We start from the raw sequence: 15,340 nt of genomic DNA, 5'->3' as shown, positions 1-15,340 counted from the left end.
TCCGGTCGCGCAGAATGGACAGTGTGACCGAACGGGACGCACGCCTGCGCATCGCCGCCGAGCTGAGGATGTTCGTGCCCGTGAGCCGCCGGGGGGAGTGGCAGCGGGTGACCACCGACGGCACCTCGACGCTCGGCCATCACGTGGAGTCGCTCGGCATCCCGCTGACCGAGGCGGGCCCGATGCTGTCGGACGGCCGCGGCGTGGCCCCGTCCCACCTGCTCGCGCCGGGCGAGACGGTCGAGGTGCACCCGGTGCCCCGGCCGCAGCCGCTGCCCGCCGGGCCGCGGTTCCTGCTCGACGTGCACCTCGGCACGCTGTCCCGGCGGTTGCGCCTGCTCGGCGTGGACACGGCGTACCACAACGACATGGACGACCCGGCGCTGGTGGTCCAGGCCAACGAGGAGCGGCGGGTGCTGCTCACCCAGGACCGCGGCCTGCTGCGCCGCCGCGCGCTGTGGCTGGGCGCCTACGTCCGCGGCTCGCGCCCCGCCGACCAGCTCCGCGACGTGCTCGAACGCTTCGAGCCGCCGCTGGCCCCGTGGACGCGCTGCACGGCCTGCAACGGCGTGCTCGTGCCGGTCACGAAGGAGGAGGTCGGGCCGCTGCTGGAGGCCGGCACCCGGCGCGGCTACGACGCCTACGGCCGGTGCGGCGACTGCGGACAGGTCTACTGGCAGGGCGCGCACAGCGACAACCTTGAGGAGATCGTGCAATCGGCGCGCATTTGGGCCAATAGCCGCTGATTCGCGCTTTGAGAACGACCGTCAAGTTGATCTCAAAAACACCCTCGGCCGGGGGTTACGCGGACGATCAAGGGTATGAGCAGGGGAAACGGCATCACCCGAAATCGGGTGCATACTGACACCCTTCCACCCCGTTGAGCAAAAGACTCCAATTCGACGTTTATCCGGAAAAATTCGGATACGTCGCGTTTCCGCGTATCCATCTCGCGGCGCACGATCGGGGGAAATACCGCAAATGGCCAAGAATCGAAAGCTCGGCCATGGCGCCGGGCCCGCTCCACGCGTATGGAGCGTCAGAAGGAAGTGGGCCACCGCCATTGTCGGCATGGCCACGACGCTGGTGGGCCTGCCCGGCGTCGTGGTGAAGTACAGCCAGGCGCAGAGCGAGCGGGAGACGCCCCGGCTCGTCATCACCGCGCCCGTCACCGGCCCCGGGGCCACCGCCTCGCCCTGCCCGCTGGTGAGAGGCACCGCCACGCTGCCCGAGGGCACGACCCTGCTGATCGGCGTACGCCGGACGACCGGCACGCCGCGCACCAGACACACCCGCTTCTACCGCGTCGACCCCGTGCGGGCCTCCGGCCAGTGGGACGTGCCCGTCTCGCTCGAAGGCGGCGACCCCGCGATGGCCGGGGAGTGGTACGCGATCACCGCGCTCACCGTGCCGACCGAGTGGGCCGACTTCCTGGAGAAGGTCGGCGGCACCCCGGGCGATCCGCTGATGTCCGCGTCCGCGATGCCGCCGCACGTGGGCGAGACGCCCTCCATAGAGGTCCAGCGGGACGCCGGCCCCGCCACCTGCTGAACCCCACCGTGACCTCGCCGTCAGGCGCGGTCGAACTCGCTCGCCTTCACGCCCGCCACGAACGCGTCCCACTCGGCGGGCGTGAAGAACAGCTTGGGCCCGTCGGGGTCCTTGGAGTCACGCACGACGACCAGCTCAGCCTGCCCGCCCTTGTGCGCAGGGCCGCCAGGAACGTTCTTGAGCTCGGCGATCTCGACGCAGTTGCCGCCGTTGTCGCCGGAAAAACTGGACTTCTGCCACTGGACACAGCTCAGGTCCATCGTTCCACCATGGCTTTCTTTATCGTTTCAAGGGACATGCTCAAGGGCAACGCCTCGGTACGGATGGCCTCGAACCGCTCCACGGCCGCCGAGACGTCCTCATGATCGCTCGTCGTGATGCCGCGCACCGCGGTTTCCGCGTACAACACCTCGGAGCCTCCGTCCAGGGTCGCGATCACGAAGCCACCCGTCAAGCCGGAGTGCAGCCCGTGCGGAAGGACCTGGATGCTGAGCCGCGGGGTGACCGCGTCGAGCAGCCGCCGCAGTTGACCCTTCATCAGCTCCGGCCCGCCGATGGGCCGGAACAGCACCGCCTCGTCGATGACGCAGCGCAGCGACGGAGGGTCGTCGCGGGCAAGGATCGCCTGCCTCTCCATGCGCGCGGCCACCGCGGCCTCGTTGCCGCGCAGCAGGGCGCGGGCGTACTGCTCGGTCTGCAGGAGGCCGGGCACCAGGAGCGGCTCGTAGGTGCGCAGGGTGAGCGCCGCCTGCTCCTTCTCGTGCCACTTGCCGAACCAGGAGGGGAAGATCTGACCCTTGCGCCAGTCGAGCAGGCGGCGCAGGGCTCCGCCGGTGCCGAGGGCCTTGTCACAGGCCTCGGCGAACTCGGGGCTGGCCGGGAGCTGACCGGTCTCGACGCCGCTGATCAGGCCCTCGCTGAAATGGATGCGCTCGGCGAGCTGCCCCTGTGTCAGGCCCGCCGCCTTCCGGTAGTGCCGCAACTCTCTGCCCCATATCGCCTGAGGCGCGTAGAAGTCGGCCACCCTGCCCTCCCCTCGCCCGGGTTCAACGCCAACGGCACGGACTTCAAAGTCCACTCCTTGCAATCAGATCACTACCGACCGTAGTCATGTGGCGTCACGCTGGCCACATGAAATCCGAAAGTCCCGCCGTGACGCTCGCCGACCGGCGGCCCCTGCCGGACACGGTCCTCGGCGAACGGCGGATGCCCCGGCACCCCGGCTGCGTCTCCTCCGTGCGGCGGTTCGTCCGCGACGTCGCCAAGGATCACGAAGCGGCGGAGGCCGCCGTCGAGATCGCCCAGCTCCTCGTCTCGGAGCTGGTCACCAACGCGCTCACCCACGCCCGTTCGGCGGACCCCGTCCGGGTCGTGGTGGTCCGGGAGGGCCGGCTGCTGACCGTGGAGGTCCGCGACTCGTGCGCCACCCTTCCCCGGATGGGCCGGGCCGACCCGCTGGCCTGCCGGGGGCGGGGGTTGGCCATCGTGCACAGCCTGTCCCACGACTGGGGCTGGAACCCCGTGCCGCCCGGCAAGGCGGTCTGGTTCCAGGTCGTCGCCTGGGCGTCCTAGCGGCACACGTCGAACGGCTCGACCCCCGGCAGGTACGTCCGCCACTCCGCCGCCGTGAGCGCGCGGCCGGCGCGGGCGCACACGGTCGCGGCCACATGCCGCCGGTCGAGGTCGTGCGTACGGAAGGCGCCGTCGTCGTCCAGGGTGTACAGCTTGGTGCCGTCGGCCGAGAAGCCGAGCCAGACGTTGTCGCCGGTCGACTCGGCCATCGCGTCGAACACGACCCCGACGTACCGCCGCGAGGCCACGTCCCACAGGCGGATCCGCGGGCCCTTCTCGTACGTGGCGATCAGCCGTCCGTCGGGCGACCAGACCGGCAGCGCGAACTGCTCCGCGCCCGGCACGCTGGGGAAGGCGCCGAGCATGGTCCGCAGATCCCGGTCCCACAGCGTGATCCGGTCAGGATGCGAGAAGGCCACCTGGCCGCCGTCCGGGCTGTAGGCGAAGGCGCCGCCGACCCGCCGCGCCTCGGCCCCCAACGGCAGCGCGGTCCCGCCCGCCGGATCGTAGAGCCGCACCTCAGGGCCTCCCATGAGCAGCCGCGAACCGTCCGGCGCGAAGCTCATCGGCCCGGCGCCCGTCACGTTCGTGGTCCGCGCCCGCGAACTCGTGAGGTCGTGCAGCTCCAGCGGCAGCGGCCCCTCGAACCTGGACGGCAGCACGGCCAGGGTCCGGCCGCCGGGGTCGAAGGCGAGCGCGTCGGCCTTCTCCGCCCCCTTCCCGGCCAGCCCGAACGCCTGCGTCTCCCGCCCGCTCGCGACGTCGAGCACGCGGACGCGGGCGCCGTCGCCGTAGGCCAGCCGCGTGCCGTCCGCGCTGAAGGCCATCGCCGAGCCGTCGCCCTTCCAGGCGATCGGGCCGGCCAGACGGCGGCGGGTCGCCGGGTCGAGCAGTTCGAGCCGGTCGTCCCGCTTGACGGCCAGGATTCGGCCGTCCGGGCTCATCCGCAGGTCGGGCAGCTCATCGCCGAGCCGGGGATCGAACAGCGTGGAGACATCGACGGTGGAGACGCCGCCCGCCTCGTTCAGCAGGCGCACGGCCTTGCCCGCCAGGTCGAAGCGGACCTGCGTGACGCCGTCCGGCACCGGGAGCAGCAGAGCGGTCACCAGGCTGTCGCGCGGCCGCAGGACGAGCAGGTCCGCCGGACCCCACGTGGCCACGTACCGGCCGTCGAAGACCAGGTCCGCGGCCTGGCCGTTCGCGCCTTCGAGCTCGTACTCCGTGGTGCCGGAGGGCAGCTCGTACAGGCGGACCTTGGGTTTGTCGTGGCGGGCCACGTCCTCGACGACCACGAGGGCGCGGCCGTCGTCGCTGAACCTGGCCTCGACGGTGGTGCCGGTGCCGGGCAGCGTCGGCAGGTGCAGCCGCCGGCGGCGCCTCAGGTCCCACACCTCGGACCGGTCCTCGCTGTCGGCGACGAAGCCGTAGCGGCCGTCGGGGCTGACGCCGTTGAGTATCGCGCCGCCGGGGGCGGTGAGGGGCTTACGGGTGGCGACGTCCCACCACTGCTCGCCGTCGGAGCCGTACGGCACCGCGAGCCGGCGGCCGGTGCGGTCGAACTCCAGCGCCCCGAACCCGCTCGCCCTGCTCGCGAACCGGCCGCCGAGGCGGCTGCCGGTGACGGCGTCCCACAGCCGCACGCCCTTGTCGTCCAGGGCGGCGAGCAGGCGGCCGTCGAGGCTCACGGCGACGCTCCGCACGCCCGCGCCGAGTCCGGCCAGCTCGTGCAGCTTCCGGCCGGTCGGGACGTCCCAGACGCGGGCGGTGCCGTCCGTCACGGAGGCCAGGACGTGACCGTCAGTGCTGAGCCCCTGCACGCTCCCCGCGTCCACGTACGGCGCCACAAAGACGTCGGTGACGTGCTGGGAGCCCGCGTCGTACAGCGCGCCCGCCGTCTCGACCAGCGCCGGGGCCAGCCGCCAGGCCGCCACGGAGAGCAGGCCGGCCAGCGCGGGCTCCAGCTCGCGCAGCCCGGCGGCGCGCAGCGCCAGCTCCCTGGCCAGCGCCTCGTCCCGTTGCCGGGCCGACTCCCTGCGCAGGTACTCCGCCGCGCCGAGCCCGCCCAGCGCCACCACCAGCAGCACCGCCAGCACGGCCGCGAGCAGGCCGCGCCGCCGGGTGCGCCTGCGGGCCTGCCCGGCGGCGGCGTCCAGGAAGTCGCGCTCGCGTCCGGCCAGGGTGAGGTCCTTGCGTTCGGTGGCGGCCCACTGCAGCGTGCGGTCCAGGTTGGTGCCCTGGAGCAGGTCGGCGGGCTTGCGGCCGTGGGCGTCCCATTCGGCGGCGGCCTCGGCCAGGCGGCGGTGCACGGGCAGCCCCTCGCGGTTGCCCGCCAGCCAGTCGCGCAGCCGCGGCCACGCCTGCACCAGGCCGGGGGCGACCAGCTCGTACGCGCCACCACCCGGCGCCAGGATGCCCGCCGAGACGAACACGGCGAGCATCGAGTCGACCGCCTTGGCCTCGGGCAGCTCCTCGCGCTCCACGGGACGCAGGCCGTCGTCGTCGAGCAGCCGCAGGAAGACCTCGGGCACGGCCGTCCGCTCGTCCTCGCTCAGCTCGCCGTACAGCTCCTCGGCGATCGCCCCCAGGTCGGGCCCGGCCTGCCCCCTCAGCTCCCCCGCCACGATCCCGCCACGGGCCAGGGGGTCCCCGGCGTCCCGGCGGGCGCCCTCGCCCAGCAGGCGGAGCAGCAGGTCCCCGGCGGCGGGACGGGCGGCGGGATCACGGGCGGTGGCGGCCGACACCAGCGGGGCCAGCTCCTCCGGCAGCCCGGCGACGTCCGCCTCGAACTCCAGCACCCGGCCCACGACCGCCATCGGCTCGCCGGCCTCGACCGCGTCGCGCCCCCGCGCCGCGAACAGCACCACCATCCCCCACGCCCACACGTCGGCCGCCTCGGTGGCGGCGCGCCCGGTGAGCACCTCGGGCGCCATGTAGCCCGGCGTGCCCATGATCGGCCCGGTCGTGGTCGGCCCCACCTCCCTGGCCACGCCGAAGTCGATCACGCGCGGGCCGTCCGGGCCCAGGATGATGTTGTCCGGCTTGAGGTCGCGGTGGACGATCCCGGCCCGGTGGATGGCCGTCAGCGCGGTCGCGACGCCGATCGCCAGGCGGCGCAGCGCGTCCCCCTCGTACGCCCCCGCCTCCGCGGCCACCTCCCGCAGGCTCGGCCCCGGGACGTACTCGCTGACGATGTACAGCGGCGCGTCGTCCACCTGCGCCTCGATCACCCTGGCCGTGCAGAACGAGGCCACCCGCTGGGCCGCCGCCGCCTCCTTGGCCAGCCTGAACCGCGACTCCGCGCTGTCGGACCTGGGCACCTTGACCGCGACGCGCTCCCCGGCCTCGCCGTACGCCTCGTAGACCACGCCCTGGCCGCCCGCGCCCAGCCGTGCGGCCAGCCAGTAACGGCCCAAGCGGTGAGGGTCGGACGAAATCAGGGGAGCCATCAGATGTGCCATTCTGATCGACATCTCCTCCGAAAAGGAAGGCCGCGTGGAATTCCGCATCATGGGGCCGCTCGACGTCCGCGACGGCGGCCGGGATCGCACCCCCACGACCCCGAAGCACCGGGACCTGCTGGCCATGTTCCTGCTGAACGCGGGCCGCCCGCTGACCGTGGAACGGCTGCGCCGGCTGCTGTGGCCACGCGAGGGCGGCGACCGCTCCGACTCCCTCGTCCGCGGGTACGTGGGCCAGCTCCGCCAGCTCCTGGGCAAGGACGTGATCACCACCGTGTCCGGCTCGTACGTGCTGGCGATCGGAGCCCACCAGCTGGACGTCGACCGGTTCCGGCTACTGGTCGACCGCGGCTCGTACGAGGAGGCGCTGTCGCTGTGGCGCGGCCCCGCCCTGGAGGACCTCGACCCCGACGGCGAGCGCTGGGAGGAGACCCGGCGCCTGCGCGAGGAGCTGGAGGAGCTGCGGCTGCTCGCCCTGGAGCGCCGCGTCCAGGCCGACCTCGACGCCGGCCGCCACCGCGAGCTGCTGGCCGAGCTGAAACGGCTGACCAAGCAGCACCCGCTGTGGCAGCGCTTCCGCGGCCAGTACATGCTGGCCCTCTACCGCAGCGGCCGCCGGGTCGACGCGCTGGCCGCGTACGCGGTGCTGCGCGACCAGCTCGACGGCGGCCACGCGATCGAGCCCGACCCCGAGCTGCAGCTGCTCTACCACCGCATGCTCCACGACGACGTGTCGCTGCACGTCTCGGCGGGCCCCCCGGTGCTGCTGCCGCCGGACATCGCGAACTTCACCGGCCGCGCCGACCTGCTCGACCGGGTGGTCGGCGGCCACGTCGTCGTGCACGGCCAGGCCGGCGCGGGCAAGTCGGCCCTGGCCGTGCACGCCGCCTGGCGGGCCCGCGAGTCCTTCCCCGACGGCATCCTGTACGCCGACCTGCGCGAGACCACGGCTCCCTCGGCCGTCCTGGAGGACTTCCTGCGCTGGCTCGGCTGCCCGGCCCAGGCCATCCCGGCCGGGCTGGAGCAGCGCGAGCGCCTGTTCCGCACCTACACGGCCAACCGCCGCCTGCTGGTCCTGCTGGACAACGCCGCCGGCGAGGCCCAGGTGCGCCCGCTGCTGACGTCCTGCCCGACGGTCGTGACCAGCCGCTCGTCGCTGGGCGGCCTGACCGGCGCGACCCGGCTGTCGGTCGGCGTGCTCGGTCAGCAGGACGCCCTGGCCCTGCTCGTGGCCGGCTCCGGACGGCCCGCGGACGAGGCGCTGCACCGGCTGGCCCGCTTCTGCGGCGGCCTGCCGATCGCGCTGCGCATCGCCGCGTCCAGGCTGGCGGCCCGCCCGAACTGGACGGTGGACTACCTGGTGGGCCTCCTTGAGGACGAGCACAAGCGGCTCGACCGGCTGCACGCGGGCGACCAGACGGTCCGCAGCGTGTTCGCCATCGGCTACGACGGGCTGCCCGAACCGGCCAGGCGGACGTTACGCGGCCTCGGCGCCCTGTCGGCCCCCGACTTCGCCGACTGGCTCACCGACCGGCTCGGCGGCGGCGCCGAGGCCCTGGTGGACGCCGGCCTGCTGGAGACGCACGGCGTGGACGCGGCCGGCCAGATCCGCTACCGCATGCACGACCTGACCCGGCTGTTCGCGCGCGAGCAGCCGCTGCCGGGCGTGCTGGCCGAGGTGTCGGAGCTCGTTCTGGCCCGGGTGCGGGCCTCGCGCTTCTCGCTGGTGTCGGGCGACCCCGCCACGGCCGTGGCGACGAGGGACATCAGGGAGTCGGTCGAGTGGCTGGACGCCGAGCGGCCGTTCCTGGTGAGCCTGGTGGCCGACCTGCACGCCGCCGGGCTCGACGACCCCTGCTGGCGGCTGGCGCACCTGCTGGGGCCGTACCTGGAGCGGCACCGGTTCCTCGACGACTGGCGGGCGGTCTCGGAGCGGGCGCTGGAGTCCGCGCGGCGGGCCGGCGACGACCGGGGCGAGGCGCTCGTCCTGCTCGGCCAGGGCGACCTGCACCTGGCCGAGCGCGAGTGGGACCTGGCCCACGAGAAGCTGCGGCTGGCGCTCGGCATGTTCCTGCGGCAGGGCCGCACCCGCGACGTCAACCACACCCGCCGCCGCCTGGGCCGGGTGCACCTGGAGCGGGACCGGCTTGAGGAGGCCGAGCGGGCGCTGCTGGCTTGCCTGGAGGCGGCCGACCACCAGCGGGACGCCGCCGACGCCGAGCGCGTGCTCGGCGCGGTGCTGCGCCGCGCGGGCCGGCTGGAGGAGGCCGCCGTCCACCTCCTGGCGGCCGTCGGTCACCTGACGGAGCTGGGCGACCGTCATCGGCAGGCCGACACCCTGCTCGACCTGGCCGCCGTACGGCTGGCGCAGGGCGCCAAGGCCGACGCCAGGTCGGCCGCCGAACGTGCCAGGGGCATCGCCGTACGGCTCGGCGACCGCCTGCTGGACGCGTACGCGCTGCTGGCCCTGGCCGGGGTCAACCGGGCCGAGGGGGCCGCCGGGCGCGCCCGCGAGCTGGCCGCGGCCGCCCTGGAGGTCTTCGACGAGACCGGCGACCGCCGTGCCGCCGCCAACGCCCGCGCCTTCCTCTCCACACCCTGACCCCGTCCCCCGCCGCCCCCGCTGCTCGGCTTGGTGACGAGTCCGTCGCGTCGGGTGGTGGGGGCCGGGGGCGCGGCTTACAGTGATCGTGTGGCCGATGACCTCAAGCCCGCCCGGACGACGTCCGCCCGCCGCGGCGCCGCGCTGGCCGTCGCCGTCGCGGCCGCCCTCCTGGTGCTCACCGCGATCATGCCCTGGGCCGGCGTCGAGGCCCGCAGCGACCTGATCGGCGCCGGCGTCTCCGACGACGTGCGCGGCGTCGACGTCAGCACGGGCCTCTACACGCTGCTCGCCGGGCTGGCCGCGCTGGCGCTCGGCGTCACGGGCCTGCTGGGCGGCCGGCCGCGCGTGGCGGCGCTGGCGGTGGTGCCGGGCGCGGTGGCCACGCTGCTGCTGGTGATGTTCGTCGCCGACCCGCAGCGCGTCGGCGACCGGCTCTCCATCGACCTGGGCGGGCTGCTGTCGGTCGAGCCGGTCATCAGGTTCGGCTGGTTCGCCGCGCTGGCCTGCTCGGTCGCGATCGTGGTGCTGTCCGTGCTGGCCCTGGTGCGCCGCGCACGCTGACCGCCCGGCCCCGCGGGATCACCGGCGGCGTCACCGAAGCGGCGTCACCGGCGGGGTCAGTCGAAGAAGCCGAGGCGGCGCAGTTGCTTGGGGTCGCGCTGCCAGTCCTTGGCCACGCTGATCCGCAGGTCGAGGTAGACCCGCGTGCCGAGCAGCGCCTCGATCTGCTTGCGGGCCTTGGTGCCCACGTCGCGCAGCCGCTCGCCCTTGTGCCCGATGACGATGGCCTTCTGGGAGGGCCGCTCGACGAACATGTGGGCGTAGATGTCGAGCAGGTCGTCGCGGCCCTCGCGGGGCATCATCTCGTCGACGACCACGGCGATCGAGTGCGGCAGCTCGTCGCGGACGCCCTCCAGGGCCGCCTCCCTGATCAGCTCGCCCACCATCACCTGCTCGGGCTCGTCGGTGAGCTGCCCGCCCTCGTACAGCGGCGGCGACTCGGGCAGGTGCTCGATCAGCACGTCGCCCAGCACGTCGAGCTGCTCGCCCGACTGCGCCGACACCGGCACGACCGCCGCGAACTCGGCCACCTGCGACACCGCGAGCAGCTGCTGGGCGACCTGCTCCCGGCTCGCCAGGTCGCACTTGGTCACCACGGCGACCACCGGCGTCTTCTTCACCGCCGCCAGCTTGTCGGCGATGAAGCGGTCGCCCTTGCCGATCGGCTCGTTGGCCGGCACGCAGAAGCCGATCACGTCGACCTCGGTGAGCGTGGACAGCACCAGGCTGTCCAGCCGCTCGCCGAGGAGGGTGCGCGGCCGGTGCAGGCCCGGCGTGTCCACGATGACGATCTGGGCGTCGGGGCGGTGCACGATGCCCCTGATGACCCGCCTGGTCGTCTGCGGCTTGGACGAGGTGATCGCCACCTTGGCGCCGACCAGGGCGTTCATCAATGTGGACTTGCCGACGTTCGGCCTTCCCACGAAGCAGGCGAATCCGGCGCGATGATTGTCTGGCGAAGTCACATTGTGCATTGTCGCTTATCAGCTGCCATGTTCACGCCACCAGGCGAACGCGTCGGGCAGCGCCAGGGGTGTCCAGGCCGGCGTCGTCAGGCCGCCGGCCTCGTGCTCGGTCACCCACCGGTAGTCGTTGATCTCCTCGCCGTCGGGGGTCGGCGTGCCGGAGGCGAGGGTGCAGGCGTACATGGCGATGACGTACGCCACCTCGTGGCCGTTGGGGTAGACCGTGCGGTACTCGGGGCCGCCGTAGACGCCGACCAGCCCGCGCACCTCGACCTCGATGGCCAGCTCTTCGCGCAGCTCCCTGACCACCGCGTCCTGCGGGCGCTCGCCGGGGTCGACGCCGCCGCCGGGGGTGGCCCACAGGCCGTCGTCGCCGTGCCGGGCCATCAGCACCCGCCCGGCGCGGTCGAAGACGCACCCGTTGACCGACGGCAGCATGAGCAGGTCGTTGCCGATCTTGGCGCGCAGCCGGGCCAGGAACGGCGACATGGCCACGTCAGGACCTCAGCGTGCCGTCGGGACCGGCCACGAGCAGGGCCTTGACGCCCAGCTCGGCCGCGACCGCCTCGTCGGCCGGGTCCGGCTCGCCCGCCGTCACCAGCGCGACCGCCTCCAGCGAGCGCGCGCCGCCGGAGACCGCCATGGCCACCGCGACCTGCACGGCCGACAGCCTCAGCGACGACAACGCGACGCCGGTCGCCGAGTACGTGCGGCCGGTCTCGTCGCGCACGGCGGCGCCCTCGGCGGCCTCGTTGCGCGCCCTGACCGCCCGCGCCAGGGTGATGATCTTGCTGTCTTCAGGATCGAGAGTCACGGGAACCAGGTTAGGCCGTGGACATCGACAGCAGGGCGGCGACCAGCTTCCTCGTCCGGTCCCGGTCGACGTCGCTCATGCCCGCGTGCACGACCGACACCAGCGTGTCGCCGTCCCGCGACAGCACGACGTCGAGGGCGTACGGGTAGCCGTTCAGCCGTCCGCGCAGCCGTGCCGCGGCGGCCTCGTCCCCGGAGCGGGCGGCGTCGCCGACGTCCAGCCTGCGGGCCCGCAGGGCGGTGCCGCCCGACGTCCGGATCTCCCTGCACGACTCCAGGGCGTCGCTGAGGTCGTCGAAGCGCGCCTCGGCCTCGTCGCCGGCGTACCTGGCCAGGCCGACGGCCGCCCGCTCGCCCAGGCCGTCCCCCTGGTAGCTGACCGCCGCCTGGCCGGTGAGCCCCTCCTCGGGCGCGTGCCCGGCCGCCACGTCGAGCGCGGCCCGGCACGCCTGGTCCACCCGGCCGAACGGCACCCGCCAGGCCTGCTCGGGCCGTTGCGCGAAGCCGTCCGGCAGGCTCGGCCGCCTGGTGAGCACCTCACGGAGCTGGGCCATGGCCTGGGCGTCGACGACGGCCGCCACCTTCCCGTCCGCCCCGCCGCCGCTGCCCGCGCAGCCCGCCAGGGTCGCGGCCAGCAGCCCGTACACGATGATCCGCGCTTTCATGATTCCCCCTGGACCGCAGCCTCCCCCGGCGACGAATGCGGCAATCTCCGCAGAGGTTCCACCAAACGCAAAAAGGGTGCCCTCGCCCGGTTTCCAGACGAGAACACCCTTTACGCCGATCGACGTCCTGGCCGGCTAGCTGGCCGGAACGCCGTCGTCCCCCCAGGAGCGCCCTCCGGCCGCGAACCCCACCCGGCGTTCGGACGCTTCCTCGTGACACCCACCGCACCGGGTGTCAGGTATGAGACTGCCGGACCCCGCTTGCAGACGACTTGTAGAACGCTTGCGACATCTCCCCGCAAAGTGGTCAGTCACGGTCGGCGGCGGCCTGGACGTCGTCCTCCGTGGACGGCGCGACCCGGCGGACGACGACCGTGCTGATGCGGTTGCGCCGCCCGGCCAGGCTCTCGGCCGTCAGCTCCAGCCCGGCCACCTCCGCCTGCGACCCGGCGATCGGCACCCGGCCGAGCGCGTGGGCCAGCAGGCCGCCGACGGTCTCGACGTCGTCGACCTCGATCTCGGTGTCGAACAGCTCGCCCAGCTCGTCGACCGGCATGCGGGCGGTCACCCGCAGCGCGCCCTCGGACATGGTCTCCACGCGCGGGGCCTCCTGGTCGTACTCGTCGGTGATCTCGCCGACGATCTCCTCCAGGACGTCTTCGATGGTGACCAGGCCGGCGGTGCCGCCGTACTCGTCGATGACGATCGCGATGTGGATCTGCCGGGCCTGCATCTCGCGCATGAGCTGGTCGATGGGCTTGCTCTCCGGCACGTACGCGGCCCGCCGCATGATCGACTCGACCGTCTCCTTGCCGCCGCCCTCGCCCGACTCGTGGATCTTGCGGGCGATGTCCTTGAGGTAGGCGATGCCGATGACGTCGTCCTCGTTCTCGCCCACGACCGGGATGCGGGAGAAGCCGCTGCGCAGCGCGAGCGACAGCGCCTGGCTGATCGTCTTGCCGCGCTCGATGTAGACCATGTCGGTGCGGGGCACCATGACCTCGCGGACCAGCGTGTCGCCCAGCTCGAAGACCGAGTGGATCATCTCGCGCTCGTCCGGCTCGATCACCCGGCGCTCCTCGGCCAGGTCGACCAGGTCGCGCAGCTCGGCCTCGGAGGTGAAGGGGCCGTCGCGGAAGCCCTTGCCGGGGGTCAGGGCGTTGCCGAGCAGGATGAGCAGCTTGGGCAGCGGGCCGAAGATGCGGGTCAGGCCGTAGACGATCGGCGCCCCGGCCAGCGCGACCGGCTCGGCGTGCTGGCGCCCCAGCGTCCGCGGCATGACCCCGACGACGACGTAGCTGACCACGATCATGACGGCCGCGGCGGCCACGTAGGCCCAGCCCTGGTCGTGCATGAGGTCGATGAACAGCAGCGTGGCGATGACCGTCGCCACCAGCTCGCAGCTCAGGCGCAGCAGCAGGAGCAGGTTGAGGTAGCGGGGCGGGTCGGTGACGATGGCCTGGAGCCGATCGGCCCCGCGCCGGCCCTCGCGCACGAACTCCTCCGCGCGCACCCGGGAGATGCGCGTCAGTGCCGTTTCCGCACTGGCGATCAGGCCACCGATGATCACAAGGGCGATGGCCCACAGCAACCAGGCGTTCACCGCGAGTCGCGCACCTCCTGCCAGGACTCGAGCATCTGGGCCTGCAGCCCGAACATCTCCTTGTGCTCCTCGGGCTCGGCGTGGTCGTAGCCGAGCAGGTGCAGGATGCCGTGGGTGCACAGCAGCTCCAGCTCGGCCTGGGCGCTGTGCCCGGCCTCCTTGGCCTGCCTGGCCGCGACCTGCGGGCAGAGCACGACGTCGCCGAGCAGCGCCGGGTCGGCCGGGCTCTCGCCGTCGCCGCGCGCGCCGCCGCCGGGACGCAGCTCGTCCATCGGGAAGGCCAGCACGTCGGTCGGGCCGGGCTCGCCCATCCACTTCTCGTGCAGCTCGGACATGGCGTCTTCGTCGACCACCACGATGGACAGCTCGGCGAGCGGGTTGATGCCCATCTCGCCGAGCACGTGGGTGGCCAGCGCGACGAGGTTCTCCTCGTCGACGCCGACGCCGGACTCGTTGTTGATCTCGATGCTCACGGGCGTCGTTTCCCCCGGTGGATGGCCTTCGGCTCCTGGGCGGCCTGGGTGGCGTCGTAGCGCCCGTAGGCGTCGACGATGTCGCTCACCAGCTTGTGGCGCACCACGTCGGCGCTGGACAGGCGGGCGAAGTGGATGTCGGGGATGCCCTCCAGGATGTCCTGGACGACCCGCAGCCCGCTCACCGTGCCCGAGGGCAGGTCGACCTGGGTCACGTCGCCGGTCACCACGATCTTGGAGTTGAACCCCAGCCGGGTCAGGAACATCTTCATCTGCTCGGCCGAGGAGTTCTGGGCCTCGTCGAGGATGATGAAGGCGTCGTTGAGGGTACGGCCGCGCATGTACGCCAGCGGCGCGACCTCGATCGTGCCCGCGGCCATCAGCTTCGGGATCGAGTCGGGGTCGACCATGTCGTGCAGCGCGTCGTAGAGCGGCCGCAGATAGGGGTCGATCTTCTCGTAGAGGGTGCCGGGCAGGAAGCCGAGCCGCTCGCCCGCCTCGACCGCCGGCCTGGTCAGGATGATGCGGTTGACCCGCTTCTCCTGCAGCGCGCGCACGGCCTTGGCCATCGCCAGGTACGTCTTGCCGGTGCCCGCGGGCCCGATGCCGAACACGATCGTGTGCTGGTCGATCGCGTCGACGTACCGCTTCTGGTTGACGGTCTTCGGCCTGATCGTGCGGCCGCGGGAGGACAGGATGTCGAGCGAGAGCACCTCGGCCGGACGGTCGGAGGTCATGCGCAGCATGGCGATGCTCCGCTCGACCGCGTCGGGCGTGAGCTCGCCCCCGCTGCGCAGCACCTCGACCAGCTCCTCGAACAGGCGCACGACCGCGCCGCTCTCGTCGGGGCTGCCGGTGACGGTGATCTCGTTGCCCCGCACGTGGATGTCGGCCCTGAAGGCGCCCTCGATGACGCGAAGCAGCTCGTCACGGGAGCCGAGGAGGCTGACCATCGGGTATTCGTCCGGAATCAGCACCTTGGCTTGAGTGCGCGAGGGAGGTGCCGTGCGTCGGGATTCATGTAGTTCGGACATGGGCAGGCCAGCGGCCTGATGCCTCCCGGTCTGTTCGGTG

15 protein-coding genes are annotated in these 15,340 nt (G+C 73.0%); 5 read left to right on the top strand and 10 right to left on the bottom strand.

The genetic code is table 11. The features are described 5' to 3' along the window. The first annotated feature begins 14 nt into the window (after window positions 1-14). Both ACFYUV_RS27290 and ACFYUV_RS27285 read left to right on the top strand, forming a co-directional pair. Window positions 15-746 carry a Mut7-C RNAse domain-containing protein gene (locus ACFYUV_RS27290; protein ID WP_387672502.1) on the top strand — a complete coding sequence of 244 codons (732 nt, stop codon included), beginning with the start codon at window positions 15-17 and terminating at the stop codon, window positions 744-746. A gap of 325 nt (window positions 747-1,071) precedes the next feature. Next, the gene (locus ACFYUV_RS27285; RefSeq protein ID WP_358292051.1) at window positions 1,072-1,551 is read left to right on the top strand and encodes a hypothetical protein; all 480 of its coding nucleotides are present in this window, start codon (window positions 1,072-1,074) and stop codon (window positions 1,549-1,551) included. A 20-nt stretch (window positions 1,552-1,571) separates the two neighbouring features. Here ACFYUV_RS27285 and ACFYUV_RS27280 read toward each other — a convergent pair whose 3' ends face one another. Beyond that, complete coding sequence (locus ACFYUV_RS27280) at window positions 1,572-1,811, bottom strand: DUF397 domain-containing protein (RefSeq protein WP_352352481.1); 240 nt, start codon at window positions 1,809-1,811, stop codon at window positions 1,572-1,574. Beyond that, window positions 1,802-2,533, bottom strand: a complete 732-nt coding sequence (locus ACFYUV_RS27275; RefSeq protein ID WP_387672498.1) for a helix-turn-helix domain-containing protein — start codon at window positions 2,531-2,533, stop codon at window positions 1,802-1,804. Before ACFYUV_RS27275 ends, ACFYUV_RS27280 begins: the two co-directional genes overlap by 10 nt. A 149-nt stretch (window positions 2,534-2,682) precedes the next feature. Between ACFYUV_RS27275 and ACFYUV_RS27270 the strand changes: the two genes are divergently transcribed. Next, window positions 2,683-3,123 carry an ATP-binding protein gene (locus ACFYUV_RS27270; protein WP_387672495.1) on the top strand — a complete coding sequence of 147 codons (441 nt, stop codon included), beginning with the start codon at window positions 2,683-2,685 and terminating at the stop codon, window positions 3,121-3,123. On the opposite strand, the gene ACFYUV_RS27265 is transcribed toward ACFYUV_RS27270, so the two are convergent. Beyond that, window positions 3,120-6,536: a protein kinase gene (locus ACFYUV_RS27265; RefSeq protein WP_387672492.1), complete on the bottom strand. Its 3,417-nt coding sequence runs from the start codon at window positions 6,534-6,536 to the stop codon at window positions 3,120-3,122. The two genes, ACFYUV_RS27270 and ACFYUV_RS27265, sit on opposite strands and share 4 nt — an antisense overlap. Window positions 6,537-6,615: 79 nt before the next feature. Between ACFYUV_RS27265 and ACFYUV_RS27260 the strand changes: the two genes are divergently transcribed. Further along, window positions 6,616-9,183: a BTAD domain-containing putative transcriptional regulator gene (locus ACFYUV_RS27260; protein WP_387672489.1), complete on the top strand. Its 2,568-nt coding sequence runs from the start codon at window positions 6,616-6,618 to the stop codon at window positions 9,181-9,183. A 90-nt stretch (window positions 9,184-9,273) separates the two neighbouring features. Beyond that, complete coding sequence (locus tag ACFYUV_RS27255) at window positions 9,274-9,747, top strand: hypothetical protein (RefSeq protein WP_387672486.1); 474 nt, start codon at window positions 9,274-9,276, stop codon at window positions 9,745-9,747. A gap of 56 nt (window positions 9,748-9,803) precedes the next feature. On the opposite strand, the gene era is transcribed toward ACFYUV_RS27255, so the two are convergent. From era to ACFYUV_RS27220, 7 genes are all read right to left on the bottom strand, one after another. Further along, on the bottom strand, window positions 9,804-10,712 hold the full coding sequence (era, locus tag ACFYUV_RS27250; protein ID WP_387672483.1) for a GTPase Era: 909 nt from the start codon (window positions 10,710-10,712) through the stop codon (window positions 9,804-9,806). 18 nt (window positions 10,713-10,730) lie between these two features. Continuing rightward, window positions 10,731-11,201 (bottom strand): NUDIX domain-containing protein, encoded by a 471-nt coding sequence (locus ACFYUV_RS27245; RefSeq protein WP_387673233.1) that lies wholly within the window; start codon window positions 11,199-11,201, stop codon window positions 10,731-10,733. 7 nt (window positions 11,202-11,208) lie between these two features. Continuing rightward, window positions 11,209-11,526 (bottom strand): cytidine deaminase, encoded by a 318-nt coding sequence (locus tag ACFYUV_RS27240; RefSeq protein ID WP_387672480.1) that lies wholly within the window; start codon window positions 11,524-11,526, stop codon window positions 11,209-11,211. 10 nt (window positions 11,527-11,536) lie between these two features. Further along, the gene (locus ACFYUV_RS27235; protein WP_387672478.1) at window positions 11,537-12,190 is read right to left on the bottom strand and encodes a hypothetical protein; all 654 of its coding nucleotides are present in this window, start codon (window positions 12,188-12,190) and stop codon (window positions 11,537-11,539) included. 307 nt (window positions 12,191-12,497) lie between these two features. Then, complete coding sequence (locus ACFYUV_RS27230) at window positions 12,498-13,793, bottom strand: hemolysin family protein (protein ID WP_387672476.1); 1,296 nt, start codon at window positions 13,791-13,793, stop codon at window positions 12,498-12,500. Continuing rightward, window positions 13,790-14,266, bottom strand: a complete 477-nt coding sequence (gene ybeY, locus ACFYUV_RS27225) for an rRNA maturation RNase YbeY (protein WP_352329052.1) — start codon at window positions 14,264-14,266, stop codon at window positions 13,790-13,792. Before ybeY ends, ACFYUV_RS27230 begins: the two co-directional genes overlap by 4 nt. Then, window positions 14,263-15,300: a PhoH family protein gene (locus tag ACFYUV_RS27220; RefSeq protein WP_352352470.1), complete on the bottom strand. Its 1,038-nt coding sequence runs from the start codon at window positions 15,298-15,300 to the stop codon at window positions 14,263-14,265. Before ACFYUV_RS27220 ends, ybeY begins: the two co-directional genes overlap by 4 nt. Between the last annotated feature and the right edge of the window lie 40 nt (window positions 15,301-15,340).

This window comes from Nonomuraea sp. NPDC003560 (assembly GCF_042878785.1).
GTDB lineage: Bacteria > Actinomycetota > Actinomycetes > Streptosporangiales > Streptosporangiaceae > Nonomuraea.
The sequence above is the reverse complement of the archived record's forward strand: the minus strand, read 5'-3'. Positions and strand labels throughout refer to the sequence as shown.

Coding starts and splice junctions, on each gene's coding strand:
- ACFYUV_RS27245 (WP_387673233.1), bottom strand. CDS start 11,201: ATGTCGCCGTTCCTGGCCCGGCTGCGCGCCAAGATCGGCAACGACCTG.
- ACFYUV_RS27270 (WP_387672495.1), top strand. CDS start 2,683: ATGAAATCCGAAAGTCCCGCCGTGACGCTCGCCGACCGGCGGCCCCTG.
- ACFYUV_RS27220 (WP_352352470.1), bottom strand. CDS start 15,300: ATGTCCGAACTACATGAATCCCGACGCACGGCACCTCCCTCGCGCACT.
- ACFYUV_RS27280 (WP_352352481.1), bottom strand. CDS start 1,811: ATGGACCTGAGCTGTGTCCAGTGGCAGAAGTCCAGTTTTTCCGGCGAC.
- ACFYUV_RS27290 (WP_387672502.1), top strand. CDS start 15: ATGGACAGTGTGACCGAACGGGACGCACGCCTGCGCATCGCCGCCGAG.
- ACFYUV_RS27285 (WP_358292051.1), top strand. CDS start 1,072: ATGGCCACGACGCTGGTGGGCCTGCCCGGCGTCGTGGTGAAGTACAGC.
- ACFYUV_RS27235 (WP_387672478.1), bottom strand. CDS start 12,190: ATGAAAGCGCGGATCATCGTGTACGGGCTGCTGGCCGCGACCCTGGCG.